This window comes from Novosphingobium rosa NBRC 15208 (genome assembly GCF_001598555.1).
Lineage (GTDB): Bacteria > Pseudomonadota > Alphaproteobacteria > Sphingomonadales > Sphingomonadaceae > Novosphingobium > Novosphingobium rosa.
In genome coordinates, this window is the sequence record NZ_BCZE01000009.1 from 126,684 (window position 1) to 149,531 (window position 22,848).

The 22,848-nt window shown below is 65.2% G+C and carries 20 protein-coding genes; 5 read left to right on the top strand and 15 right to left on the bottom strand.

Annotated features, from left to right (window positions below):
* Positions 1 to 42 precede the first annotated feature (42 nt).
* The 8 genes from SR3_RS04180 to SR3_RS04215 form a co-directional block, all read right to left on the bottom strand.
* Positions 43 to 2,649, bottom strand: a complete 2,607-nt coding sequence (locus SR3_RS04180) for a TonB-dependent receptor domain-containing protein (RefSeq protein ID WP_245653766.1) — start codon at positions 2,647 to 2,649, stop codon at positions 43 to 45.
* 271 nt (positions 2,650 to 2,920) lie between these two features.
* Positions 2,921 to 3,928, bottom strand: coding sequence for a FecR family protein (locus SR3_RS04185; protein WP_084454898.1), 1,008 nt, complete (start codon positions 3,926 to 3,928; stop codon positions 2,921 to 2,923).
* Positions 3,891 to 4,466, bottom strand: coding sequence for an RNA polymerase sigma factor (locus SR3_RS04190; RefSeq protein WP_084454899.1), 576 nt, complete (start codon positions 4,464 to 4,466; stop codon positions 3,891 to 3,893). The genes SR3_RS04185 and SR3_RS04190 overlap by 38 nt, the downstream gene beginning before the upstream one ends.
* A 53-nt stretch (positions 4,467 to 4,519) precedes the next feature.
* A complete protein-coding gene (locus SR3_RS04195; protein ID WP_157098619.1) occupies positions 4,520 to 5,479 on the bottom strand; it encodes a hypothetical protein in 960 nt (319 codons plus the stop codon).
* Between the two features lie 8 nt (positions 5,480 to 5,487).
* The gene (locus tag SR3_RS04200; RefSeq protein ID WP_068081140.1) at positions 5,488 to 8,067 is read right to left on the bottom strand and encodes a fimbria/pilus outer membrane usher protein; all 2,580 of its coding nucleotides are present in this window, start codon (positions 8,065 to 8,067) and stop codon (positions 5,488 to 5,490) included.
* Between the two features lie 9 nt (positions 8,068 to 8,076).
* Positions 8,077 to 8,850 carry a fimbria/pilus periplasmic chaperone gene (locus tag SR3_RS04205; protein ID WP_169805554.1) on the bottom strand — a complete coding sequence of 258 codons (774 nt, stop codon included), beginning with the start codon at positions 8,848 to 8,850 and terminating at the stop codon, positions 8,077 to 8,079.
* Between the two features lie 163 nt (positions 8,851 to 9,013).
* Positions 9,014 to 9,619, bottom strand: a complete 606-nt coding sequence (locus tag SR3_RS04210) for a hypothetical protein (protein ID WP_068081146.1) — start codon at positions 9,617 to 9,619, stop codon at positions 9,014 to 9,016.
* 121 nt (positions 9,620 to 9,740) lie between these two features.
* A complete protein-coding gene (locus tag SR3_RS04215) occupies positions 9,741 to 10,352 on the bottom strand; it encodes a hypothetical protein (protein WP_157098620.1) in 612 nt (203 codons plus the stop codon).
* A gap of 440 nt (positions 10,353 to 10,792) precedes the next feature.
* Here SR3_RS04215 and SR3_RS04220 point away from each other — a divergent pair, with 440 nt between their 5' ends.
* Entirely contained in the window at positions 10,793 to 11,221 is a 429-nt protein-coding gene (locus SR3_RS04220) for a hypothetical protein (protein ID WP_157098621.1), read from the top strand.
* A 25-nt stretch (positions 11,222 to 11,246) separates the two neighbouring features.
* On the opposite strand, the gene SR3_RS04225 is transcribed toward SR3_RS04220, so the two are convergent.
* Both SR3_RS04225 and SR3_RS04230 read right to left on the bottom strand, forming a co-directional pair.
* A complete protein-coding gene (locus SR3_RS04225) occupies positions 11,247 to 12,695 on the bottom strand; it encodes a sensor histidine kinase (RefSeq protein WP_169805555.1) in 1,449 nt (482 codons plus the stop codon).
* A gap of 5 nt (positions 12,696 to 12,700) precedes the next feature.
* Positions 12,701 to 13,360: a response regulator transcription factor gene (locus tag SR3_RS04230; RefSeq protein ID WP_169805556.1), complete on the bottom strand. Its 660-nt coding sequence runs from the start codon at positions 13,358 to 13,360 to the stop codon at positions 12,701 to 12,703.
* 376 nt (positions 13,361 to 13,736) lie between these two features.
* Between SR3_RS04230 and SR3_RS04235 the strand changes: the two genes are divergently transcribed.
* The 4 genes from SR3_RS04235 (at position 13,737) to SR3_RS04250 (ending at position 17,042) form a co-directional block, all read left to right on the top strand.
* On the top strand, positions 13,737 to 13,955 hold the full coding sequence (locus SR3_RS04235) for a hypothetical protein (RefSeq protein ID WP_068081156.1): 219 nt from the start codon (positions 13,737 to 13,739) through the stop codon (positions 13,953 to 13,955).
* An 80-nt stretch (positions 13,956 to 14,035) separates the two neighbouring features.
* Positions 14,036 to 14,653 (top strand): type IV toxin-antitoxin system AbiEi family antitoxin domain-containing protein, encoded by a 618-nt coding sequence (locus tag SR3_RS04240; protein WP_068081161.1) that lies wholly within the window; start codon positions 14,036 to 14,038, stop codon positions 14,651 to 14,653.
* A gap of 78 nt (positions 14,654 to 14,731) precedes the next feature.
* The gene (locus SR3_RS04245) at positions 14,732 to 14,932 is read left to right on the top strand and encodes a hypothetical protein (RefSeq protein ID WP_068081163.1); all 201 of its coding nucleotides are present in this window, start codon (positions 14,732 to 14,734) and stop codon (positions 14,930 to 14,932) included.
* A 157-nt stretch (positions 14,933 to 15,089) separates the two neighbouring features.
* Positions 15,090 to 17,042: a mechanosensitive ion channel family protein gene (locus SR3_RS04250; RefSeq protein ID WP_157098622.1), complete on the top strand. Its 1,953-nt coding sequence runs from the start codon at positions 15,090 to 15,092 to the stop codon at positions 17,040 to 17,042.
* 258 nt (positions 17,043 to 17,300) lie between these two features.
* Here SR3_RS04250 and SR3_RS04255 read toward each other — a convergent pair whose 3' ends face one another.
* Genes SR3_RS04255 through SR3_RS04275 form a run of 5 tightly spaced genes read right to left on the bottom strand, consistent with a single transcriptional unit; the run spans position 17,301 to position 22,841 of the window.
* The gene (locus SR3_RS04255) at positions 17,301 to 17,966 is read right to left on the bottom strand and encodes a hypothetical protein (RefSeq protein WP_068081169.1); all 666 of its coding nucleotides are present in this window, start codon (positions 17,964 to 17,966) and stop codon (positions 17,301 to 17,303) included.
* Positions 17,967 to 17,990: 24 nt separating this feature from the next.
* Positions 17,991 to 19,475, bottom strand: coding sequence for an efflux transporter outer membrane subunit (locus SR3_RS04260; protein WP_084454902.1), 1,485 nt, complete (start codon positions 19,473 to 19,475; stop codon positions 17,991 to 17,993).
* Positions 19,472 to 20,506 carry a biotin/lipoyl-binding protein gene (locus SR3_RS04265; RefSeq protein WP_068081175.1) on the bottom strand — a complete coding sequence of 345 codons (1,035 nt, stop codon included), beginning with the start codon at positions 20,504 to 20,506 and terminating at the stop codon, positions 19,472 to 19,474. Before SR3_RS04265 ends, SR3_RS04260 begins: the two co-directional genes overlap by 4 nt.
* Entirely contained in the window at positions 20,503 to 20,745 is a 243-nt protein-coding gene (locus SR3_RS04270; protein ID WP_068081178.1) for a DUF1656 domain-containing protein, read from the bottom strand. Before SR3_RS04270 ends, SR3_RS04265 begins: the two co-directional genes overlap by 4 nt.
* A complete protein-coding gene (locus SR3_RS04275; RefSeq protein ID WP_068081181.1) occupies positions 20,742 to 22,841 on the bottom strand; it encodes an FUSC family protein in 2,100 nt (699 codons plus the stop codon). The genes SR3_RS04270 and SR3_RS04275 overlap by 4 nt, the downstream gene beginning before the upstream one ends.
* Positions 22,842 to 22,848: the final 7 nt, after the last annotated feature.

A 22,848-nucleotide genomic window follows, 5' to 3' on the forward strand; every position in this document is an offset into this window, starting at 1 on the left:
TCTGAGCCTAGGGGGGAGCGCGGGGGCCTTGCTTCGTCATGGTCAGAACCCGTAACTGGCGGAGACCGCCACAGAGCGGCCAAGGATCGGGCGGGCAAACATCGCGCCGCTCGGCTGGGCGCCCAGCGTGCGGGGGTTGCCCTCGGTCAAGCCAATGGTGTTGGTGATGTTCTCGGCCCTGACCCGCAGGCGCAGGCGCTGCGTGAGATCGAGGCTGGCTCCGGCATCGAGCGTGACGAAATGCGGCAGCAACTGCTGGTTCTGCACATCGGACCAGCGGTCGCCCATATAGCTGATCGTGGTGAACAGGCTGGCCTTGCGGCGGCCAAGCTTCCCGTTCCAGCTGGGCGTGATGCGCCCTTGCCATTGCGGCTGGCGCTGCACGCGGTTGCCGCTGAGATCGGTGAGACCGTCATCGGTGAAGAAATGGCGGTAATGCGCATCGAGCCAGCTGCCCGAAAAGGCGATGGAGATGGCGGGCAGGGGATGCCACTGGCCTTCCAGCTCCACGCCCGTCGCGCTGGCGCCGCCGACCGAGGCCATGGGGGCGCCCTCGGTGATCACGGTGGTGACCAGACCCTGAAAGCGGTTGTGGAACAGGGTGGCGTAAAGGCTGAAGGGCGTGGTCGAAAGCTTGACCCCGCCCTCGATCGTATCGACCTGCGGGGTCAGGGTGATGCCATCGCGCAGATTGTCGAAGAAGGGGAAACTGTTGCCCCGGCTGAAGCGCATGAAGGCGCTCAGATGCGTGGTGGGGGCGTAATTGGCGCCCAGCGTCCAGCTCCATGCGCCGCCACGATAGCGCAAGGGCGTGGCTGTGCCGGTGAAGACCACATCATTGTTGTCGTAAAGCGTGCGCGGATCGCCATCGAGGCCGCCGGGGCCTGCCGGGCGTGTGTCGGCGATGGTGCCGTCCACGGCATGGCTCTGGTGGCGCAGGCCCCCATCGATACGCAGGCGGTCGGTGACCTTGAGTTCTTCCACGCCATAAAAGGCCAGATCGTTGCCGGAGTAGCTGGCATCCACCAGAAAGCTGGCGCCGCTGGTGAAGCCGTCGCGGGTGACGGCGCGGCCATCGGCCAGCACCATGTTGACGCGGCGGGCATGAGGCTCGGCGGTGAGCAGCAGATCATTGCCGATGTTCCAGCGGTCGCGCGAGCCATAGGTGGTGGCATAGATGCCGACGGTGGCCTTGCTGGCTCCGGTGGTCCATTCCAGCGTGGCATCGTTGACCAGAGCGTCGATGCGCTTGGTGATGGTCCAGATGCCTGCCTCGACCACGCTTTGATTGGCGGACATGGGCTGGCCTGTCGCCGTGGCCAGCGATCCGATGCGGCCACCCATGCCGGCGGCCAGATCGGCGGCGCTCTGGGGCGGGGTGTTGTCGGGCACCAGGCCGGTGGTGTCGGCATGGCCGGAGAGCCAGCTGATCTTGTCGCGCAGGATCAGGCCATGCGCCGGACGCAGTTCCAGATTGCCGCCCAGCTGCACGATCCGCGCGCCGCGGCCATCGGCCAGATCATAGCGCGTGCCATCGCCCAGCGTGCCGCGCTGCGTGTCAGGCCCGGCCAGCGTGCCGCTGCTGGCGCTGAAACCGGGGTAAGCGCTGATGCTCTGCCCGTTCTGCTGCAGCGGGATGGGCAGCAGCCACTGGCTGCGATCGTTGAGATAACGCCCGAAGACCAGCAGCGAGCCCGAGCCCAGATCCTGCCGCAGATTGGCGGTGATCTGCCCGCCGCGATCCGCGTCGAAACCGGGCGAGCGGATGCCGTCGCCGCGCGTGACATAGCCGCCGATCATGGCCCTGGTGCGAGGCCCCAGCGGACCGGAGAGATAGCCATCGGCGCGAGTCTCGCCATCGCTGATCAGCGTGGCCTTGATCATGCCTTCACGATGATCGCCACCCTCGCGCTGCACCAGATTGACCGTCACCCCCGGCTGGCCCGAGGCAAACAGCGCGCCCGTGCCGCCGCGCACGGCCTCGACCCGCTGCACCGTCTCATCCATCTGATAGAGCTGCGAGTTTTCAAGGAAAGACAGGGTGGCGGGCGGAAAGAAAGGCACGCCCTCGCTCTGTAAGGTGACATATTCCGCATCGCCGCCCGAAGGGTAGCCGCGCACGAAGATGTTGGCGCCATTCTTGCCGCCCGACGTCTCGACCGTCAGCCCGGGCACCAGTTTCAGCACCTCCGCCGTGCTGGAGGGAGCAAGCTGATCGATGGCGGGCCGGTCGATGGTGGTGACGGCGAAGGCGGCCTGCTGGCGACGCTGGCCGCCGCCCGGCGTGCCGACCACCACGATATCGCTGGTCACGGCGATCTGCGCCGGGGCGAGCGTTTCGGCATCGGTGAAGATGGGGCGCGGGCGCGGCGCGGGCGTGCGGGGCTCAGCCATGGGCGTCGCTTCCAGCAGATAGGCGCCGCCCGGCGCGGCGCGCGCCTGCCAGCCCGAGCCTTTGAGCAGCTGCGCCAGCGCCTTGTCCGGATCGAGCCGCGCATGCAGCCTTACGGAGCGTCGGCCCCGCGCATCGGTGGGCGCGAAAAGGATGGCGCGATGGCTCTGCTTGGCGAACAGCACCAGCGCCTCGGACAGGGGCATGGCGGGGATGTCGAAGGGCAGGGCCTGTCCTGCCAGCGCAACGCGAGGCATGGCGCAGAGCAGAAGCGCTGCATAACAGCCGATCCGCATCCTCCCGCGCAGCCATGGCATTCCCCTCTTCCCTCGCGGCTCCGTCAGATGCGGGGCCTTCAAGGGACAAGACGCAGGCTTGTCCAAAACCCGAACCCCCTTTTCATATTTTTTTGTCCGAATGTTTCGGATCGGTTGTCCCTGTCTGCGCCATGCCGGAAACCGGCGCGTTGCGGCGCGCCGTCAGAATGCCAGCCTCAGGCCCTGTCTGACAATGATTTAGAGCAGGGGGTCAGCGCGCGGTGACGGTGACGCCCTCATGCCCGTCATCCCGCACCCGCACCGGAAATCCGCTGGAGAGCGCATCGAGGAAGCGTGTGCTGTCCCCCGTGCGGAACGCGCCGGAGATGCGCAAAGCTCCGGCGCGCGGATCGGTCAGGCGGATCGGCTGGCGGCGATAGCGGTTGAACTCGCTCACCGCCTCGCCCAGCGAGAGGTTCTGGAACTGCAGCATGCCCTCGCGCCAGCTGGTGAGGGCGGACGGGTCGGGCAGATCGCGCACCACCCGGTCGCTGCCGCGCTGGGTGAGCAAGCGCCCCGGGGCCAGGGTTGCCTGCGTGCCGTCATCACTGATGTTCAATGTGCCGCTGGCGGCATAGGCGCGCAGCTGACCCGGATCGCCGCGCAGATCGAAGCTGCCCTGCGCGGCGGTGAAATCCTGCCCGGCAACGGCGATCCGCCATGGCGTGGCCGAGGGCTTGATCCGGAACCAGCCCTGACCTTCCAGCCGCATCGAACGCTCGCCCGAAGCAAAGCGCACTTCCAGCCGGCTGTTGGTGTCGAGCGTGACCAGCGAACCATCGGGCAGGGTCACATCGGCCTGCTGGCCCACATCGGTGTGGAAGCTTTCGATGGTGGGCGCCTCGGCGTGAGAGGCCCTCCATGCATGGATGCTGTAGGCGGCCAGCGGCGTGCCAACCAGCGCCAGAGCGCCAGCGACCATCATCGCCTGACGCCGCCGCGCCGCCGGGCGGACCAGCATGGTGCGGGCGAGGGTCTGCTGGCGCAGGGCCAGCAGCGGATTTTCCTCGGCCAGCAGGGCGGCCTGCGTCTGAGCGGCGCCGACCCGCGCATAGGCCTGCGCATGCAGCGGGCTCGCGTCATGCCATGCCGCGAAGGCGGCCTGTAGCGAGGGGCTGGGGGCGGGGCCGGGGGCCTGCATCCGCTCATGCCAGAGCGCCGCCTGCGTCAGGAGAGCATCCTCAGCGATGGCGCCAGTCCTCGAATGCTGCGGCGACATGCGCCAGCGCGCGCGCCTGGTGTTTTTCGGCAGCGCGGGTGGAAACGCCCAGCGCGCGGGCGACATCGGCCATCTTCAACCCTTCCATCACGCGCAAGACAAAGACATCGCGGCTGCGTTCGGGAAGCTCCAGCAGCACGGCCTGTAGCCGGATTGCCGCCTCCTTGCTTTCCAAGACGCGGTCCGCGGGAATATCCGAACTTGGCAGCACCAGATCGTTACGCAATTCGTCGTGAAATTTCGTGTCGCGCACGGCTGCCCGCCGCGCGCTGTCCTTCAGCACATTGGCGGCGGTGACGAACAGGAAATGCTCCGGTTTCTCGATGGCGGTCGGATCGTCCATCCGGCTGAGGCGCAGATAGACGTCCTGCACCAGATCGGGCACGTCCGCCTTCACGCTCACCCGCCGCTCGAAAAAGCGATGCAGCGCCTGACCATAGCCCTGCGCCAGACGCGTCAGGACCAGTCCGCGCTTGCTGTGCGCGGGCGGCGGGCCATCCTCTGCCTCTTGCGGACTCGGTTGCTCATCGCGATCCATCACGCCTTCTGGGCGCGCGCGGCGGCGATCTGTCAAGAGCGCGCCGAAGGCCTTCAGATTTTCGGCTGGATCTGCAGCGTCATCACATCGCTGTAATCGCCCGCCGCCAGACCATCCACGGCGCCCACCCGGATGCTGACCTGATGATGCTGGATGCCGCCCAGCGGCGGCGCGAACTGGGCCCGCATCGCGCCGCTGCTGTCCGCGCTGCTGAGCGAGGCATTGGCCAGCACGGGGCTGTAACGCACGCCGGGCGTGTTCGGGCTGCTGCGGCGCTTGATCTGGAAGCCGTTCTGCGAGCTGACGACCAGAGCGTAATCGTCATTGGCATAGGCGGTGAAGGCGAATTGCGCGCTTTCCTTGTTGTCCGTCAGTTCGCCCAGATCGATCAGCCGCATGTTGCCGCCCACCAGCCGCATCGAGGGGATGACCGAAAGCGAGAGCAGCACCGGCACCGTCATCTGCGAGTCCACATGGCCGTTACGGTCGACCAGCTGCGCCGCGATTTGCAAGGAGGCACTGTAGAAACCGGGCCGCGCCACCTGCCCTTCGCGCACGGACATGCCCAGCGTGGCGTTACCCGCAAGGCTGCCCGCATTGCCGACCGGCAGGCTGGCCGGATTGGCGGTGAAGGCCTGCGTTTCCTGAACCACCGGCGCGGCTTGCCCGGCGATGGTCACATTGGTGAGAATGGCGCTGCTGCCCTGCACCAGACGCGCGCTGGCGCCGGTTTCCGGGCTGGTCTGGCTGTTGACCAGCACCATCTGCAGGCGCGCCCCGCCGCAATCGCCGCCGCTGGTGCGCGCGCTGATCTGCACCGGCGAGATGGCCGGCGAGGGATCGAAGGGATCGTAGCTGGCCGAAATGCCCGAGACGATGAGGCTGGTCAGCTGGCATCCATCCGCCGCCCGGGCCTGCCCCGGGGCTAGCAGGGCGAGTGGCGAGAGGGTCAGCAGGGCCAGCATCTTGGGGGCCAGGGCGCGGTTGGACATCATGAATCCCTTTCGTGTCATGCCTTGGCTCATTTCGTACCATCGGGGCGCAGCGTCCCCAGCGTCACCAGCATATCGGGGGTCTTGGTGACGTTCAACGTGTAGACCAGCGCGGGCGTGCCGGGCATTTCGAGGCGATAGGTGCCCGGCCCGACGCCCGACAGGGCGAAACGGCCCTCGTCATTGGTGATGACCGTGACCGGCGGCTTGCCGGGCGCGTCCACATTGCGCGCCTGACCGGTGCGCAGGCCGACCGGCGCCCCTTCCGCGTCGCGCAGCGTGCCGAAGGCCGAGATGTTGTCGGGCGAGCCGACCTTGATGCGGTAACCGGAATGCAGCCAGGGATAGACCTCGGCCGAGCCGGTGCCCAGATCGTAGCCGGCGGGCAGGTCCGCCACGTCATAGGTGACCACCGCATCGGAGTAGGAGCCCAGCGGCAGCACCGCAGGCCCGAAGGTGCCCGAACGAGAGCGGACCAGATGGCCGTAGCGGTCGACGATGGTGAGTTGGTGCCCGTCGAGCGAGGGATCGCGGGTGAAGATCGCGAAGGCGTCGTCGATGCGCGGGCCGATGCCCACCGCGCCGCCGGCATAGACCAGACTGCCCAGCATATAGGCGCCGATCTGCTGGCTCTGCAGCTTGCCCGAGGAGGACAGGTTGCTGGTCGCGCTCACTTCCACGTCGCCACGGTTGGTCTCGTAACCGGCGACCATGCTGGCGGTGGTGTTGCGCGTGTCGGCGCCGGCGGTGTTCGATGTGTCGCGCATGGCGCTGGCGTTGAGATACCAGTCATCCACGGCCCGTGTTGGCGTGCGGCTGAAGTTGGCCTGCTGGTTGAAGCGGTCGCCACTGCCGCTCAGTACGGCATTGGCGCCAAAGCGCTTGGTCAGGCTGAACTGGAAACTGAGCCCGCGCGCCAGCACCACGCCGCTGCCTTCGGTGGGCCTGGGGGCGAAATTGTAATCCGCGCCAACGCCCAGCGTGGAACGGAAGGGGCCGGGGAAGACCAGCTGCGCGGAGAGCAGCCCGGTGTCGCCCAGGGTGCGCTGCATCGAATAGCTGCCGGTCAGGCGCAGGCTCACGCGCTTGATCAGGGGCACCGAAGCATTGACCGAGAGCTGGAGCGCCCGCGTGTTGTAGGTGCTCAGATCGAAGCTGTTCAAACCGGTGACGGGCAGGAAGGTCTGGGGCGGGGTCAGCGTGCCCGCCGCGCTGGGAACCAGGAAATGCGGCGAATCATATTCGACATAGATGTCGAGATTGGCGCTCTGACCGCCGTTGCGGGGCGGGCGGGCATAGGAATATTGCAGACGGACCGCGCCGCCGCTCATATTGCCATAGGCATGGCTGCCCGACAGGTCGAGCGAGATCAGCCCCAGCGGCAGCCCCATGATCGCCGAGGCGCCCACCAGCTGCATGCGCTTGGTGGCCTCGACATTGACGCCCATGGTCAGGGTCTCGGTCAGGCCGCGGTTGTAATAGCCCTGCATCGCCGGTTCGGAGGTGTAATGCGGGCCGCTCAGCCCCAGCGGGGCCAGCACGCCGACCGAGACATTGAACTCGCTCTGGCCGGGCGTCAGCAGCTGGGCGGAGTTGACCAGCGAGAAGGCATATTCGCGGCGCTGCCCGGTGTTGTCAGTGACAATCACCGTGAAATTGTTGGCGCCCTGCGTGATCGGCAGGTTGCGCAGATCGTAATTGCCGGGCGCCAGATGCATGGCGCCGATGATCAGGCCATTGACCATCACCTGAACGTCGGAATCGCGCTCGATCACCAGGCTGCGGCCATGCAGGCCCGGCGGTGTGGTCAGCCCGGCAAGCTGGCTGCGCAGATGGCTGGCGCTGATGCCCGAGATCTGCTGATCGGCCTGAAAGGCGGTGGTGGAGCTGACCAGATCGCCCGCCGTGACGCGAATGCCGTCATAGGGCAGATCGTAGATCAGACGGCTGGCGTTGCGCAGGAAGGGGCGGTCCGCCGTGCTGTCGAAGGTGAAGTAATTCTCGAAGCCGAGACGGTGCGACAGGCGCCCGGCCGCCTCGACATCGCCGACCACGCCCGGATTGTGCGAGCCATCGCCATAAATCCGGGAGATCACCCCCAGCCGGTAGTTGATGAAGGCGCTGACCGGCTGCGAGTGGTCGGGCTGGATCTTGCGAAAGCCTTCGCGCCCGAAATTGAGGTCGCGACTGCTCATGCTGGCCGGATCGATCTCCACCACCAGCTCGGCATTGCCCGCGTCGTAATGAACCAGATAGCCCAGCTTGAGGAGGGCGAAAGGCGTGATCTGCCCGTTGGGATCACCGGCGGCGCGCAGATCGTCCAGCTTGTCGGGCCGGACGGTGTGGGCCAGCGCGATGGCCAGATCCTCGGTCTTGATCGAGAGCGTGTCATCCGGGGCGATGGTGATGTCCACATCGCCCAGCGGCACCGTAGAGCGCAGCGGCACATTGAGCACGATCGTGCGCCCGGTGGGGTTGAGGCGCGACGCAGGCTTGCCCGCGGGCCCGCTGCTGCTCGTGGTGCTGCTGGCGGCGGCCATCATCGGCAGCAGCGGCGTGCCGCCGGGCTGGCCGTCCAGCAGGCTTGTCAGGATAAGAAACTGCAGCACGGTGGAGCGTCAGCCCTTATCGTCTTTGCGGAAGGTGATGGTGACAGGGCCGGTTTTGGGCAAGTCCTTCACCGGGATGAACATCTGGCGGCGGCCGCCCGGCGGCACCAGCCCCAGGCCCACCGCATGCTCCACATCCACGGGCGAGAGGTCCTGTTTGAAGCCCTTGTCGTCCTGCAGGCGCAGGCTGTAATCGGAGACGAACAGTGCGTTGTTGCCGTTGTTGCCGATCACCACATCCAGACCCACATCATGATGCGCGGGCCCCTGGGGGCTGGCGGGAATGTCATGCTCGGCAGGGGTCTGCGACACCAGCTCGGGCGTGGCGGTCATGCCGGGCGCGCTGACGGCCACCAGCGTCTGGATGGCATAGACCACCTGAACGCCGCTCGCCTGCTGGTCGACGGGCACCTCCTGCGACGTGATCATGTAAAGCTGGGCCTTGTCCAGCTTCGGCTCCCCCACCCAGCGGACGCGGAACACCTGCGTCTTGCCGGCCTCGATTGTGGCGATCGGCGGGAAGATCAGAAAATCGTCGCCCTTGATCGGCTCGACGACCGGGGCGCCGGTCTCGTTCACCGTCAGCTTGGAAACCTTGACCTGAATGGTGTCGGGCCGGTTCTTGTCGTTGACGACGGTGATGGCGGCATTCGATCCCTGACCGGCGGTGGTCATGCGGATGACCATGGGCTGGACCAGCATGGCCTGAGCCGGAGCGGCGGCGAAAGCGAGGGCCATGGCAGAGGCAGCGAAACCGCCACGCCTGAGAACTGTGAATCTCATTGATGAACCTTCGATCATGGCTGCTGCCCCCCTGCTCAGTGATGGTCGTTCAGTGATGGCGAGCGCTTTGGGGGAAATGTCGTTTAAATTTTGAAAAGAAGGGGCGGCGCGATGCCGCCCCTTGCTTCAGGCCGGACCGGAAAATCCGGCCTTTATTGTCCCATTACGAGACGCGCGGACCGATGGTGACCACGCCCACGTCCGAGTAGCTGCCTTGCAGCAGGTACTTGGTGGTGTCTTGCGCGCCGGTCAGCACGATGGTGGCGCTGCCGGCATAGGCCGAAGCATTGCTGGACGACACGCCGCGGCTCTGCAGGGCGGTCGAGGACTGGTTCACGGACACGCCGGTGCCGAAGGTGGCCTGGACGGTGTAGGGAACGTTGGTCGAGAAGTTGGTCGGGCCGTTCTCGCTGCCGACATAGTGCAGGCCGCCGTAGGTCGACTGGACCGTCAGGCTGTAGGCGTGGTTGCAGACCGAGTTGGGGATCGTGATGTTGGCCGACCAGGGCGCGATGTTGTCATTCACGTCCTGCAGGTTGATCGCCAGATTGACGTCCGACGTGTTGCCGGTGGGGGTGGTGGCGGTGGCGTTGGTGGCCTGCACGTTGGTCGAGTTGACCTGGCCCAGCTGGCAGTAGTTGCCGGCGGTGGCGCCCAGCACCAGGCCGGAGATGCCGTCACCGCCGCCCAGCGCGGTGGGGGTGGACTGGGCGAAAGCGGGGGTGGAGAGCAGGGCCAGAGCGGCCAGCGAGGTAGCGATCAGACGCATGATACTTCCTTTCGGTGCTGTTTCGAGCAGTGTTTGAAATTCGGTCGTCGTGAGAGCGGGGTCCGAACGGGCCTGCCGTGCGGGATACCGGTCCGACGATTGACCGGCATATCTGGTGGGATCAGCTGGAAAGCCTGGGGGTCAGGCGGATGGCGATGATGTCGGAATAGGTGCCTTGCAGCAGCGGCTGGGAGCCGGCCGCCGTGTTGATCACCAGCTCCGTGCGGCCGCCGCCCAGCCCGGTGCCCGGGGCCGAGGTGGCGTGGCAGCCGCTGTTGCCGCGCGCCATGTCGCCCTTCATCTGGGTGGCGGTGCAGCTGAGCGTGATGGCGCCGGCGGCCTGAAGGTCGATGGCCATGGAATAGCTGACCAGATCGACGAAATTCGTCACCCCGGCGCCCTGGAACCTCAAGCCGCCATTGAGCGAGGTCACGGAAGCGTCGAAAGGCGCATTGCACTGATAGGTGATGGGGACCGAGGCGCGGCGCGCGGCGGCGGCGCCATTGGCGGGATCGAGAATGTCACCCAGATTGACGTTGGGCGAACTGGCCTCCAGCGAGCACTTCGCGGTGATATGCCCCGTAACGCCGAACTGCACGCCATGGGTGGCGCCCTCGGGCACGTCGATCACGGGAACCGCAATGGATGCCAGAGCGGTTTGCGCTGAACACAGCATGAAGAATGCTGCTGCACAGGGGCTCTTCAAACGCCGCATGATGATGAGTTTGCGCAAGGAGCCCTCTTTCGATAATTCGGGATGACGTGAATGTCTGGAATGAAGTTTGCGAGGTGCAAGCGGCCTTCTTCACCGGCCCGATGCAGGCATCGTGCCGACTGGATGAATTTGGAAAATTTGGAAAAAGGCAGAAAACTTTCGAGGAAGAATGCTGCCTTGCCCCCTCCGATGACCCACTTCCTAATGGTTTATCAGATCTTAATCCATAATACAGAATGACCGGAATTGGTGGATGAAAACAGTCAAAATGTACTGTTTTGTCTATTTTCGAGACGACCCGTGTTTAACACGCTTTGTCGAATCCTGGTTAGCGGTTCGTTAACCATATTGGATGCATAGCTGCATTTTTCCGCGAAGAATCGCGGGGGTTTCACTGAAAATTTACGGGCGCAACGGTAGGGAGTGGTTCGCTTTCATCAGTCCGGGTGCGCCAAGTCATGAACACCACGATGTATGTCCTTCGGTCTGCGGCAGTTGCCGCCGCGCTGGCGACCCTGCCAATGGCAACGCCCGCCATGGCCGGAGAGTCCGGCTTCCATCTGCGGCTGACGGCCGTTGTGCCGATGTTCTGCAAGATCAGCTCCCCTGCGCCCGAGGGCGTCTATCTGCAGGATGGGCAGGCCTCGCTGGGGATGGTGCAGGAAATCTGTAATGACCCGAGCGGTTATCGGGTCAGCTCCAATTTCACCAATCTCGACTATGGTGCGCTGCTGGTCGGCAGCCGTCGTTTCGATATCGTCAACGGTCTGGCCCAGCGCACGGAAAGTGATGCGGCAGCCGTCCGCAATCCCTGGTCGCTGGTGCAGGCCAAGGCGATCGATGCCGCGCAGCCGATCCTGCTGACGGTGACCATCAGCCCGGCATAAAGGCAGGGCGAGTGCCCTTATGCCCTTACAGCTCCAGCGGATGGTGGTGCGGGAAGGGCAAAGGCGCTTCACGGCGCGTTTCAGCCAAAGGGGGCAATGAAACGGTATCTTCCATCGGCAGGGTCAGGCGAAAAACGCTGCCCTGATCGATGCGCGACTGCAGCGAGACCCTTGCGCCGATCACCCAGGCCAGCCGCTGCACGATCGCCAGACCAAGGCCGAGCCCCTGCCGCTGGTGGCCATGGCTTTGCTGCTGCGCCGGATCGTCGATCTGGCGGAATTCCTCGAAGATCGCCTCATGCTGATCTTCGGCGATGCCCCGGCCCGTGTCCCACACCTCGATCACCAGCTCCCCCATGCGCCGCCGCGCCGCGATCAGCACGCCGCCCGTCTGCGTGTAACGCACCGCATTGGAGAGCAGATTGCGCAGGATCGAATGGAGCAGCACCGGGTCGCTGTTGATCAGCGCCGGGGTTTCACGCGTGCGATAGACCAGCCCCTTGGCCTCGGCGCTGCCCGCGATCTCGATTTCCAGGTGGTTGAACAGATCCTGCAAGGGGAAGACGCGCTTCTGGGCGGCCATGCCTGTCTCGAAGCGCGAGAAATCCAGCAGCATGTCGAGCATGTCCGACGCGCCCGTGAGGGCTTCCTGCGCCTGACCGATCATGCGCAGGCGCAGGCTGCGCTCCGCAATGCTGTCGAGCGTGGCCAGAAACAGGGCGATGGCCTGCATCGGCTGGCGCAGGTCATGCGCCACCGCCGCCAGAAAGCGCGAGCGCGCCTCATTGGCCTCCGCCGCGAGCCGGTGCGCGGCGCGGGCGCTGGCCGCCTCCTGCTCCAGCTTGCGGGCGAGGCTGGCATTGGCCAGCCCCAGCAGGATGGAGTTGCGACAGGCCGCCGCATTCTTGTAGCCATTGTAGCCGATGCCGGTGATATAGAGCACGATCACCGTCGCGGTTTCGCCCAGATAGGCGGGCATGCCCTTGCCGGCCATGATGACGGCAAGGCCCGTCGCGGCGTAATAGACCGACAGATAGCTGGCCAGCACCCCGAAATGCGGGCCATAGGTGGTGGTGGAGGCCGCCACGATGCCGGCGAGGGAAATCAGCACGATAAAGCATTCCGCCGGATGCGAACTGGCGGGAATCAGGAAATACAGGCAGCACCATGCCATGGCCTGCGGAATTTCCCAGAGGATCAGACGATAGGTGTAACGCTGGGGAGCCTGCTCGATCAGCGCATCGGACACGCGATATTTGAGGTCGATGACCTGCGTGACCTTGAAGGCGATCTGCCAGCCAAGCCACCACAGAATGACGACGCCCTCATGGCGCAGAAAAACGGCGATCAGCAGCGAGAGCAGCAGCGTGGAGGCATTGGCGTTACGCAGCATGCCATAGATCAGCTTGAGCCGTTCGACGAGGATGGCGTGTTCAAGCTCTGCATCCGCCGGTTCGGCGGTTGCGGTGGGCATCGGGATCATAGCAATCCGCGTTTTTGCGCTTCAAACGCCACTTCGGTGCGGTTGCGGGCGCCAAAGGCCTTCATCACCGTCTGCACATGGCCGCGCACGGTGAATTCGGAAATGCCAAGCACATGGGCGATGGCCTTGTTCGAATAGCCCTCACGCAAGTAGGTGACGATTTCGGTCTGGCGGCGGGTGAGCATGTCATTGGCCGCTCTTTCGCCCTGACCGCTGCTCAGGGTCAGGGCGCGGATGATTTCCACCACCCGCTCGGGCGGCTCGGCCTTGGAGATGAAGGCGTCGACACCGTGATCGTTGGCCGCCAGCATCAGCGAGATGTCGATCTTCGCGCTGACGATCACGATGCGACACTGCGGCCAGCGCAGGCGCAGCAGGGGCACGCCATCGATGCCGGACATGCCCGAAAGGTCGAGATCCAGAAGGATCAGGTCGGGAGAGAGGTCGGCTGCCTGAAGCGCATCCTCGATGCAGGAGGCCGCGCGAAAGGCGACGGACGGGAAATTCTTGATGATGAGCAGTTCAAGGCCGGCTTGAAACAGGCGGTGATCGTCGATTCCCAAAACCGTATATTGCGCCATCACCCGGAAGCCCCCAAACCTGTCCCACTTGGTATCATAGCCGAAAGGATGACGAATCCGACCGTTATGATGCAACAGGTTCCCCCGCCTCCATAGCTTCGGCGCATGATCTGTCAAAGTAAATGGCGAGGATATGAGGCGATTGTCCATCAATGGGACTGTGGCTTGCTTGAAAAATCCATCTTTGCAAGATGCTTATTGAAAACAATGAATTACAAATATCTGTAATGCAAAGATGGATTTTGTTGAATATTTTTCAGATAAAAATAAAAATCAGCGTTAATAACAATTTAACGATAAAATATTTTCAGATGATAAGTTGAATATTCTGCAATGATGCGGCGGGTTTAGGGATGAATATCGACGATCATCTTGCGTCGCCGATTGTATCGATATCCGGGGCGCATCGATCATTTCATCATTGGCGCATGCCGGGCGCGTCCATTGTTCAATGCTGCTTTCTCACCAGCCCAAGCCGTACCAGGCTTTCGGCGCGGGCCATGATCGCTTCTTCGCGAGGGCGGTCCGCGCTTTTCTGGCGCTGGTCGCCGGGACGCAGATGATGCTGGAGCGGGTCCCGTTGGCCAAGGCCGATCCGGCCGTGCCGGTCGATCTGTTGACGCCGCTGATCGCGAGACTGAGCGAACTTGCGCCTGATCGCAACCGATAAACCGTAAAGCTGCTTAGGGGCAGGGCAGGCCTCGGCCAAGAAAGGCTCTGATAGACCCTCCCGCGCAGGAGGCATGCCCGATGAGCGAAGAGTCCCAACGCGAAAAGCTGCTGGCCCTGTTCCGCACCCGCGCGGTGATGCGGGCGAGCGAATTGAAACAGGCCGGCGTCACTGCCGCCGCCCTCTCGCGCGCGGTGGAGGATGGCGATCTGGAGCGCCTGTCGCGCGGGCTCTATCAGCGCTGCCTTGTCGATCTTCACCACCATCACGAGCTGGCCGTGGCCTCCATGCGCGTGCCCAAAGGCGTCATCGCGATGATCTCCGCGCTGATGTTTCACGGTCTGATCGATGAGGAGCACCCGCGCGTCTGGATTGCCATCGGCCCGAACGACTGGGCCCCGGCGCCGTCCTGCCCGCCACTGCGGATCGTGCGTTTTGCGCCATCCTTTCTGCGGCAGGGGGTGGAAACGCATGTAATCGGCGGGGTGCATGTGCCGGTCTTCGGGCTGGTCAAGACGCTGGCCGATGTGTTCCGGCATCCGCGTCTGGTCGACCGCGAGACCGCCTCCCACGCCCTGCGCCGCGCCTTGCGCGAGGGGCGCGCGAGCCCGGCCGCCATCGAGGAAGGCGCCAGGGCCGCCGATATCTGGCCGATCATGCGCCCCTATCTGGCGCATTCTGGTGCGGCGGTTGGTTGAAGGGCTGGCCTGAAGGAAACATCGCGAAGCCTGAGCGCTTGCCTTCATGAGAGAGTGGCGACGTGAAAGGCATGTCTTGTGATCAATCTTCTGAACTGGCATCGCCTCGCCGCCAAGGCGCAGGCGCTCAGCCGATCCGCCTATGAAGCCCTGAAACGCCCTGCCTCGATGGAGAAAGCGAGGCAGGAAGCGCAGTCCACCTTCGATCATCTGGCCGAGATGGGATTCCGCAAATCCAGCGCGGATCATGTCAAAAGACATCATGATGGAAAGGCGTAGCCGCCCCGCCTTCACCACCCCTTGGTCAAGCATCGCAAGAACTTAACCGGCTTTCGAACGTTTCTGCGAAGACCAGGGCGGATCTGGCCATCGGCAGAGCGCCACGCCGCGCGCCGCATGTCCGGCACGCCATCGCAGACAAGACGAAGGTTGACGCATGCCCAAACCAAGCTCCCCCAAGGCTCCGCGCCGGACGCGGGCGATGGCCCGCTTTTCCGCTCTGATCCCGGGGGCGTTGATGGCGGCAGGTCCCGCGCAGGCTCAGGTGGCTAGCGATGTCAGGCTGTCGATCCCCGAGGCCTTGTCACGCGATGCGGGGACGGCGCTCTCGCTCATCACGCGGCAGCTGGCCATGCCCTTCACCGATGCTTTCGGTTTTCCGCTGCTGGTGGCGATGCTGGGGGCTGCGCTGGTGTTGGCCTGGCCGTTCCGGCTCTGGGCACTGGGACGCCTCGCCTCCATGCTGGAGGCGGCCTCGCTTGAAGAAAGGCTGGCGATCGCCCTGAAGGCGGTGGGCGCGGTGGTCATCACCACGCTGCTGTGGGTGCTGGCCGGACAGATCGCGCTGGGCGCGCTGGACCTGACGCTGACCCAGCTGCCCGAAACGCAAGTGCTGGCCCATGCATTGGCGGTGGCGATCGGCATGGCGGGGCTGGGGCTGGGCGTGGGCCGGGCGCTGCGCTCGCCGGAGAACAAGGCGCTGCGCCCTCTACCCTTGCCGCCCGGACTTGGCCAAGCCATCGGCTTCTACCCCTTTGCCGCCGCGCTGATGCTGGGCCTGACCCATGTGATCGACCAGCTGGCCCAACTGCTGCATGCCGCGCAGACCAGCTGGATCGTCGCGCAAGGCGTGATCGTGCTGATCGAGACCATCGTCATCGCGCGCTTCCTCATTCAGGCGGGCCATGCGCGGGAACGACAGGCCGAGGCTATCCCCGAAAGCGGCGCGGCCCCCGCCGTCCCCGCGATCTTCGGCATGACGGCGCTGGTCTGGGTCGCGCTGGCGGTGGGCTGCACCGCCTTTGTGCTGGGCCACACCCGCTTCGCGATGATGGTGCTCCAGGAGCTGCTGTGGGCCGGGCTGGTGCTGACCATCGCCTGGCTGCTGACGCGCTTTTTCGACGCCCTGCTCTCCCAACTCTTCGACACCGACCGCACCATCGGGCGCTTCGCCACCGGCGTGGTCGGGGTGAAGCGTGCGCGCATCAAGCAGCTGGCCTTGCTGGGCAGCGCCTTGCTGACGGTGATCGTCTGGCTCTTCGCCATCGGTCTGGTCACCGCGCCGCTGCATGGCGATCAGGCGGTGGTGGTGGATCAGCTGAGGCCCGCTCCCTTGCTGAGTTCGGTGCATTCGCTCCATTTATCTCCCAGCACGGTGGGCATGGCGGTGCTGGTGCTGATCGTGGGCGTGGCGTTGACGCGGATCATGCGCGGCTGGCTGGAAAACCGCTTCCTGCCCTCGACCTCGCTGGACATCGGCGTGCGCACCTCGCTGGTCACGGGGCTCAGCTATGTGGGCATCATCATCGCTCTGCTGAGCGCGACCAGCACGCTGGGGCTGCAGCTGGAAAAGATCACGCTGATCGCCAGCGCGCTGTCGGTGGGCATCGGCTTTGGCCTGCAGTCGATCATCCAGAATTTCGTGTCGGGCGTGATCCTGCTGATCGAGCGCCCGGTGAAGCAAGGCGACTGGGTTGCGGTTTCGGGCGCGGAGGGCACCATCCGCCGCATCCGCGTGCGCGCCACCGAACTGGCGACAGCCGATGGCGGCACGGCCATTGTGCCGAACTCGGCGTTTATTTCGTCGCAAGTGGCCAACAAGCCCGATACGCTGATGTCGTCCCGCCTCGATCTGGCGCTGACGGTCACCGGTTGCCCGTCAGCGACAGAGGCGCGCGATGCCGTGCTGGACCTCTGCAAGGATGCCAAGGGTCTGCGCGATGAGCCCGCGCCGCGTCTGTACCTGACCACGCTGGGCGAGGATGAGTGGACCTTCAACCTGAGGGTCTACGCCAGGCCGGGAACATCGGTGACGCAGGCCAAGAGCGATCTGCTCTTCACGCTGAGCGCTCACGCTGAAGGCCGGGGCATCAAGATCAAATCGAGCTAGCCGTCTCGGGGCAGGATGCTTCCGGCGCCCTTTGCAATCCCTTCGGTGTCGGTCTTTACGCCGGATTGGCGGGGCAGGCTTTCGAATTTGCATGGCAGCTTTATCAGGGAGAGCAGGCGTTACCTCTGCTGCATCCACCTGATAAGCGACAACCTGATTTGCAGCAGCCCTGCTAATCCGATCACCGCAATGACCGCCGTAGCGGGCTCACGCCGAAAAGCTGCTCCCGCACGCGATCCCTGAAGATATCCTCGAGGTTTACCGCAGCCCAGCCAGTTCCGCGCGATAATGCTGAACCAACTCCTGATCCGCAACGCTGCCATAGTGCGCGAGGAAAGTCTGCAACGCCTCGCGATATTCAGTCTTGAAACCGGCGTTATGCGGGCTGGCGGCCAACTGGTTGGCGGCGCGATCGACGGGGATGCGGGCCTCGGCCACCAGCAGGCGCTTGCCGAAAGGGGATTCATCGCGCATCACCGCGACATTTCGCTCGAAGCCCGGCACGTATTTGATCACAAAGCGCTCGCCGGTGGGCGGCACGTCGATTTCATTGCGCGGCGGATAGAGGCTGATCGACATGGTGTCGAAACCGGTCTTTATATCGCGGCCATCAGCGGTGGTGATCACCGCATCATAGGCCCAGACCGGCTGATCGTTCAGCTGCGAACTGGTTTCCCGGGCGCTGGTCACCACGCCGGAGCCGCGGACTCCGAAGGCATTCACGAACACCGCGTTGACCGAGGATCCCAGAAAGACATTCAGCATCGCGGCAACAAAACCGAAGATGCCCAGCGACAACCACGCGGTCCGCCCGGTCAGCCTTGCCAGCAGCGCCCCGACCCCCAGCCAGAACAGCCCGATCAGCGGCAAGGCCAGAATGGAGTGCTGGCTGAGAAAGTAGAAGATCGCGGAGAGCGCAGTCATCTCAATCACCCCTTCCGGTTCGCATCATGGGCCTGACGCGGGCTTCGCCTTGCCGGGCGCCGTCACCCTCTCCAGTGAGGTATCAGCAACAGGCGGCGCGTCCTGCCAGCCCCCGCCCAGCGCCATGAACAGCGTGACCTGATCCTGCGAGACCTGTGCCGTCGCGCTGGCCAGCGCGTTCTCGGCCCCGATCAGCGTGCGCTCGGCATCCAGCGTATCGAGAAACTGCCCGATCCCCCCGGCATAAAGCTTTGCGGTGTTGGCATTGGCCGTGGCGGCATCGTTGCGCGCATCGGTCAGTTGCCGCTCGGTATCGAGTTGGCGCGCCAGCGTGGTCAGCGCCGTTTCGGTTTCGCGCAAGGCTGTCAGTACGGTGCCGTCGAACTGGGCCAGAGCCCCGCGTGCCGCCGCGTTGGATTGCCTGACCTGAGCGCGCGCCCGGCTGAGATTGGGAATATTCCACGCAAGCAGCGGGCCGACATTCCACTGAAATCCGCGATCCTTCACAACGTCGGGCAGTCTGGTCGCGGTGGTGCCAAGCGATCCGCCGATGCTCACCGAAGGGTAAAGCGCCGCCGTGCTCACCCCGATCCCGGCCACCGCCGCGGCCAGCTTGCGCTCGGCCTGACGCACATCGGGACGGCGGGCTAGCAGTCCCGCGCCATCGCCGATGGGGATCGGGCTGCGGATCAGCGGCGGCGTGGCGCAGGCGGCGACGGCTTCGGGCAGGGTCTCGGGCGCATCGCCGGTCAGCGTGGCCAGCGTGAACAGCCCGCTGCGCTGCTGGGCGACCAGCGCGGGCAGGGCGGCGGCGGTCTGGCGCAGCAGGGTGCGGGCGCGGATCACATCGTTGATCCCGGCGATCCCGGCGTCATAGCGGCGCTGCGTCACCGCCAGCGACTGGCGCGTGACGTCGATCGAGCGGTTGGTTACCGCGATCTGCAACCCCGCCGCGCAGACCGCGACATAGGCCTTCGCGGTCGCCCCCGCGACATTGACCCGCGCCAGATCGAGCGCCGCCCGCGCCGCGCCCAGATCGGCGCTGCTGGCTTCAATCGAGCGTTTCAGTCCGCCGAACAGGTCGAGATTGTAGGAGACGCTCTCCAGCCCGGCATAGGCTGCGCCGGGCGAAAGCGCGACCGGCGAACCCTTCGCGTCCCCGGAAGCCTGTCCATAGGAGGGATCAAGCGTCAGGCTGGTTTGCGGCGTGCGGGCGGCCTGAGCGCCGCGCAGCGCCGCCTCGGCCTGTTGCAGGCTGGCCAGCGCCACCCGCAGATCGGTGTTATGGGCGAGCGCCTTTTCCTCCAGTCCGTCGAGCAGCGGGTCGTCATAGAGCCGCCACCAATGCGGGGGCAGAGCGGCCTGCCGGTCATAGGCGGGTTCCTCCCCGGCGGTGAAAGAATCGGGCGGCGTGCCATGATCCAGCAGCGTCGGAGCACGATAGTTCGGGCCGACGGCGCATCCGGCCAGCGCCATGCTCAGCCCGAGGAGGGGGAGAAGTGCTCTCATGGGTGGGCAGGCGCCCGGTTGAGCGGCGCCGTGTTGGGCACCAGCGTCGAGTTCGGCGCGTTGCGCGGGGTCACGCGGTCGCGGGTGGGCAGGATGGTGACGGTGGCGGTGCGCCCGGCGACAAGGCGGATATCGGGCGGCACGGCATCGATCACCACGCGCACCGGCACGCGCTGCGCCAGCCGGATCCAGCTGAAGGTGGGCGTGATGTTGGGCAGGCGCACCTCCGAGGCGTTCTGCTGGCGGTCGGTGATGCCCGCCGCCAGACTGTCGACATGACCCCAGAGCGGGCGCTTGTCGCCCAGCAGCTCGATCCGCACCCGGTCGCCCAGCGCGAAGCGGTGCAGCTTGGTTTCCTCGAAATAGCCCAGCACATAGAAGCTGTCGGTGTCGAGCAGGGCGAATTGCGGGCTGCCCGCCGCGACATAATCGCCCGGCCGCATCGAAAAGCCGGTGATATAGCCGTTCACCCTGGCCCGCACCGCCGAGTGATCCATATTGACCTGCGCCAGCCGCAGATTGGCCTGCGCCTGCTTCAGCCCCGCCTGCGCCTGATCGAGCCCGGCCTGAGCCTGCGCCAGCGCGGCCTGATCCTTCTCCACCGTGGTGACGCGGGTGTCGCGCTCCTCCTGGCTCACCAGATTGCCGAGGCTGACATAGCGCGCCCTTTCGCGCTGCGCATTGGCCAGCGTGGCTTTGGCGTTGGTGATGGTCGCCCGCGCATTGCCGATGGTGGCCTGAGCGCTGACCACCGCCGCCTCGGCCTGCGCCAGCTGCGCCGCATAGCGCTCCTGATCGACGGTGAAGAGCAGGTCTCCGGCGTGGACGGGCTGGTTGTCATGCACATGGATCTGTGTGACCAGCCCGGCCACATCGGCGCTGACCTGCACCACATCGGCCTGCAGGCTGCCGTCGCGGGTCCAGGGATCGTCCTCATAATGGCGCCAGACGATCACCAGCGCCAGCACCGCCCCGGCAAGCAGCAGCAGCGTGAGCAGCACGCGGCCAAAGGTGGGCAGCAGCCGGGTCATCGGGCCGCTCCCGCCGGAGCGTCGCGCAGAGATTGGCCATCGGGTGTCAGAGCCACAATCGTCCCCAGAAGGATGCAGAAAAGACAGAGTTCAACCAAAGGTCGATGCCAGACAAGGCGGTAAAAGCCCAGCCGCCTCAGCAGGATCGAGAGCAGGCCCGTCAGCAGCAGCGCGATCAGCAGCTGTGCCACGATGGGCGAGAGTACAACGCCGCCGATCAGGAAGTCATGGGCCATCATGGGATGAGTTCTCCGGGTGGCGGGGCTTGTTCGTCATGGAGGGCCAGATGCATGCCGGTCAACGCCTCGATCAGGCGGCCGCGGGTGGTTTCGGTGAGAAGCGCCGGATTGTCGAGCGCCGCATCGACCAGCTCGCGCAGCGCCCCGCCATCGGAGCGCGCTTTCAGCTTGGCGCGATAGGTTTCTTCGGCCTGAGCGCGCAGGCCTTGCAGCACCGTGCGCATGGCGGGGGAGACCTCGGGCTCGCTGTGGCGCAGGGTCAGCAGATTGATGCCGATGCCGAAATCGTCGATCATCCGCACGCGTGGCAACTGCCCTTCGCCGAAGATCTGCTCCGCCGCCGGGAAGTAGAGCGCCAGCCGGTCGATGGCCAGAAAGAGGAAGCGTTCGCGATCGGGGATGCGGCGGCTGCGGGCGATGTCCAGAATGTCGCGCCGCACCGCCAGCAGCAACCGGCGCGCGGCGAAGCGGGCATGGTCATAGCTGCAGAGATACAGGCAGGCGAAAGCGATCAGCAGCCCCGCCAGCGAGGCGTTGAGCGTCTGCAGGCTCTGGTTGAAATCGGCGGCATAGGCGCTCTGCAGGCCGAGGAAGGCAAAGATGTAGACGCAGATCAGCATGCCCGCCGTGCTCATCGCCATCATCAGGCCGAACGGCAGCAAGGCGCAGCCCAGCACCGCGATCAGCACCGGAAAATCCGTGACCTGAGGCAGGATCGCATATTGATAGAGGAACACGAGGCCGAAAGCGGTCAGAATCCAGCTCAGCAAGCCCGTGCTGGATTGCAGAATGCGGTCCTGCCCGACCAGAAAGACGCAGCCGATCATGGAAAACAGCAGCGCCCCGCCGCCCGAACTCCATGCGGTCCAGTACCAGATGGTGGCGGTCAGCCCCATTGAAAGGAGCATCGGCGCCACATCGAAAAGCGCACCGAGGTAATCGACACTGCGCACCGGCTTGGCCTGACGGGCCACCTGATCGAGCCGGGGGGATAGCTTTCCTCCCGTTTCGACGGCGCGCAGCGCCAGCGACAGACCAGCCCAGTCCCGCACAAAGGCGGCAAGGCGGGAGAGCAGGCCCCGCTCCATCGAGAGCACCAGCCCGCCAACCGGGTCGAGCGCATCGTGGCGGGCGTTCAGCGCCGCGATCAGCGCTTCGCCTTCCGCCGCATGGGCCTCGGTCCGGTCATCGGGCTGATCGGGCGAGGCCTCGATCCAGCGGCTGACCTGATCCAGCGCCTCGCCCAGATCGGTGTGCAGGGTCTGATCGTGGCGCAGGGCGCGGGCCCAGATCTCGATCCCGGCAAGGTCGGCGATCAACTCCACCACCTGCCGCCGCACCAGATTGAGCTGCCGCCCGCGCGGCGCCATGGCCACCACATCGAAGGGCAATTGCACTGCCTTGGCATCGATCACGCCGACCGCCTTGGTCATATCGCGCAGGCCCTGCCTGAGCACCTTGCGGCGGTCCTCGTCGCTGGATTGCGCGGCGGTCAGGCTGAGCGCATCGACCAGCCAATTGCGCGCCTGCCCGCGCCAGTCGGCCATGGTTTTCAGGAAATCGGGCGTCATCGGGCGGGGCCAGAACACGCTGTCGACCGCCGCGATGGCCAGAATGCCCAGCGAAATCTCGCCCATGCGCGCCGTGGCGTAATCGAAGACATTGGTGGGCTGCATCAGATTGGTGAGGCCCACCACGCCCGCCGTAATCCCGCCGGAGAACCACAGATAGTTGGCGGGCGTCCGATCTGTTTGCTTCAGGAAGGTGGCGCCGGTGATGATAAGGATCGTCACGGTAATCAACACGCCCAACTGGTCACCCAGCAGGCCCGTCACCCCCATCATCAGCATGCCGCCCCCGATGGTGCCCAGAAAGCGGAACAGCGCCTTGGAGCGGATCGCGCCGCTCTCTGGAGGGGTCAGCACGATGTAGATCGTCAGCACGGCCCAATAGGGATTTTCGAGGTTCTGGCTGAAGCCCACGATCAGCGCCAGAGCGGTGGCCAGATAGGCCTTGGCGGAAAAGACCAGATCCCGCAGCGTCGGCACGCGCAGGGAATCATACACGCCGCGCAGGCTGAGAGGTGGAGCCGCCATAGGCTTG

Excerpts from the sequence above, each read along its gene's own strand:
- SR3_RS04180 (WP_245653766.1), bottom strand. The coding sequence starts at position 2,649 with ATGCCTCGCGTTGCGCTGGCAGGACAGGCCCTGCCCTTCGACATCCCC.
- SR3_RS04235 (WP_068081156.1), top strand. The coding sequence starts at position 13,737 with ATGCTGCTTTCTCACCAGCCCAAGCCGTACCAGGCTTTCGGCGCGGGC.
- SR3_RS04265 (WP_068081175.1), bottom strand. The coding sequence starts at position 20,506 with ATGACCCGGCTGCTGCCCACCTTTGGCCGCGTGCTGCTCACGCTGCTG.
- SR3_RS04270 (WP_068081178.1), bottom strand. The coding sequence starts at position 20,745 with ATGATGGCCCATGACTTCCTGATCGGCGGCGTTGTACTCTCGCCCATC.
- SR3_RS04220 (WP_157098621.1), top strand. The coding sequence starts at position 10,793 with ATGAACACCACGATGTATGTCCTTCGGTCTGCGGCAGTTGCCGCCGCG.
- SR3_RS04190 (WP_084454899.1), bottom strand. The coding sequence starts at position 4,466 with ATGGATCGCGATGAGCAACCGAGTCCGCAAGAGGCAGAGGATGGCCCG.
- SR3_RS04260 (WP_084454902.1), bottom strand. The coding sequence starts at position 19,475 with ATGAGAGCACTTCTCCCCCTCCTCGGGCTGAGCATGGCGCTGGCCGGA.
- SR3_RS04275 (WP_068081181.1), bottom strand. The coding sequence starts at position 22,841 with ATGGCGGCTCCACCTCTCAGCCTGCGCGGCGTGTATGATTCCCTGCGC.
- SR3_RS04250 (WP_157098622.1), top strand. The coding sequence starts at position 15,090 with ATGCCCAAACCAAGCTCCCCCAAGGCTCCGCGCCGGACGCGGGCGATG.
- SR3_RS04240 (WP_068081161.1), top strand. The coding sequence starts at position 14,036 with ATGAGCGAAGAGTCCCAACGCGAAAAGCTGCTGGCCCTGTTCCGCACC.
- SR3_RS04195 (WP_157098619.1), bottom strand. The coding sequence starts at position 5,479 with ATGACACGAAAGGGATTCATGATGTCCAACCGCGCCCTGGCCCCCAAG.
- SR3_RS04225 (WP_169805555.1), bottom strand. The coding sequence starts at position 12,695 with ATGCCCACCGCAACCGCCGAACCGGCGGATGCAGAGCTTGAACACGCC.
- SR3_RS04255 (WP_068081169.1), bottom strand. The coding sequence starts at position 17,966 with ATGACTGCGCTCTCCGCGATCTTCTACTTTCTCAGCCAGCACTCCATT.
- SR3_RS04210 (WP_068081146.1), bottom strand. The coding sequence starts at position 9,619 with ATGCGTCTGATCGCTACCTCGCTGGCCGCTCTGGCCCTGCTCTCCACC.
- SR3_RS04185 (WP_084454898.1), bottom strand. The coding sequence starts at position 3,928 with ATGTCGCCGCAGCATTCGAGGACTGGCGCCATCGCTGAGGATGCTCTC.
- SR3_RS04205 (WP_169805554.1), bottom strand. The coding sequence starts at position 8,850 with ATGAGATTCACAGTTCTCAGGCGTGGCGGTTTCGCTGCCTCTGCCATG.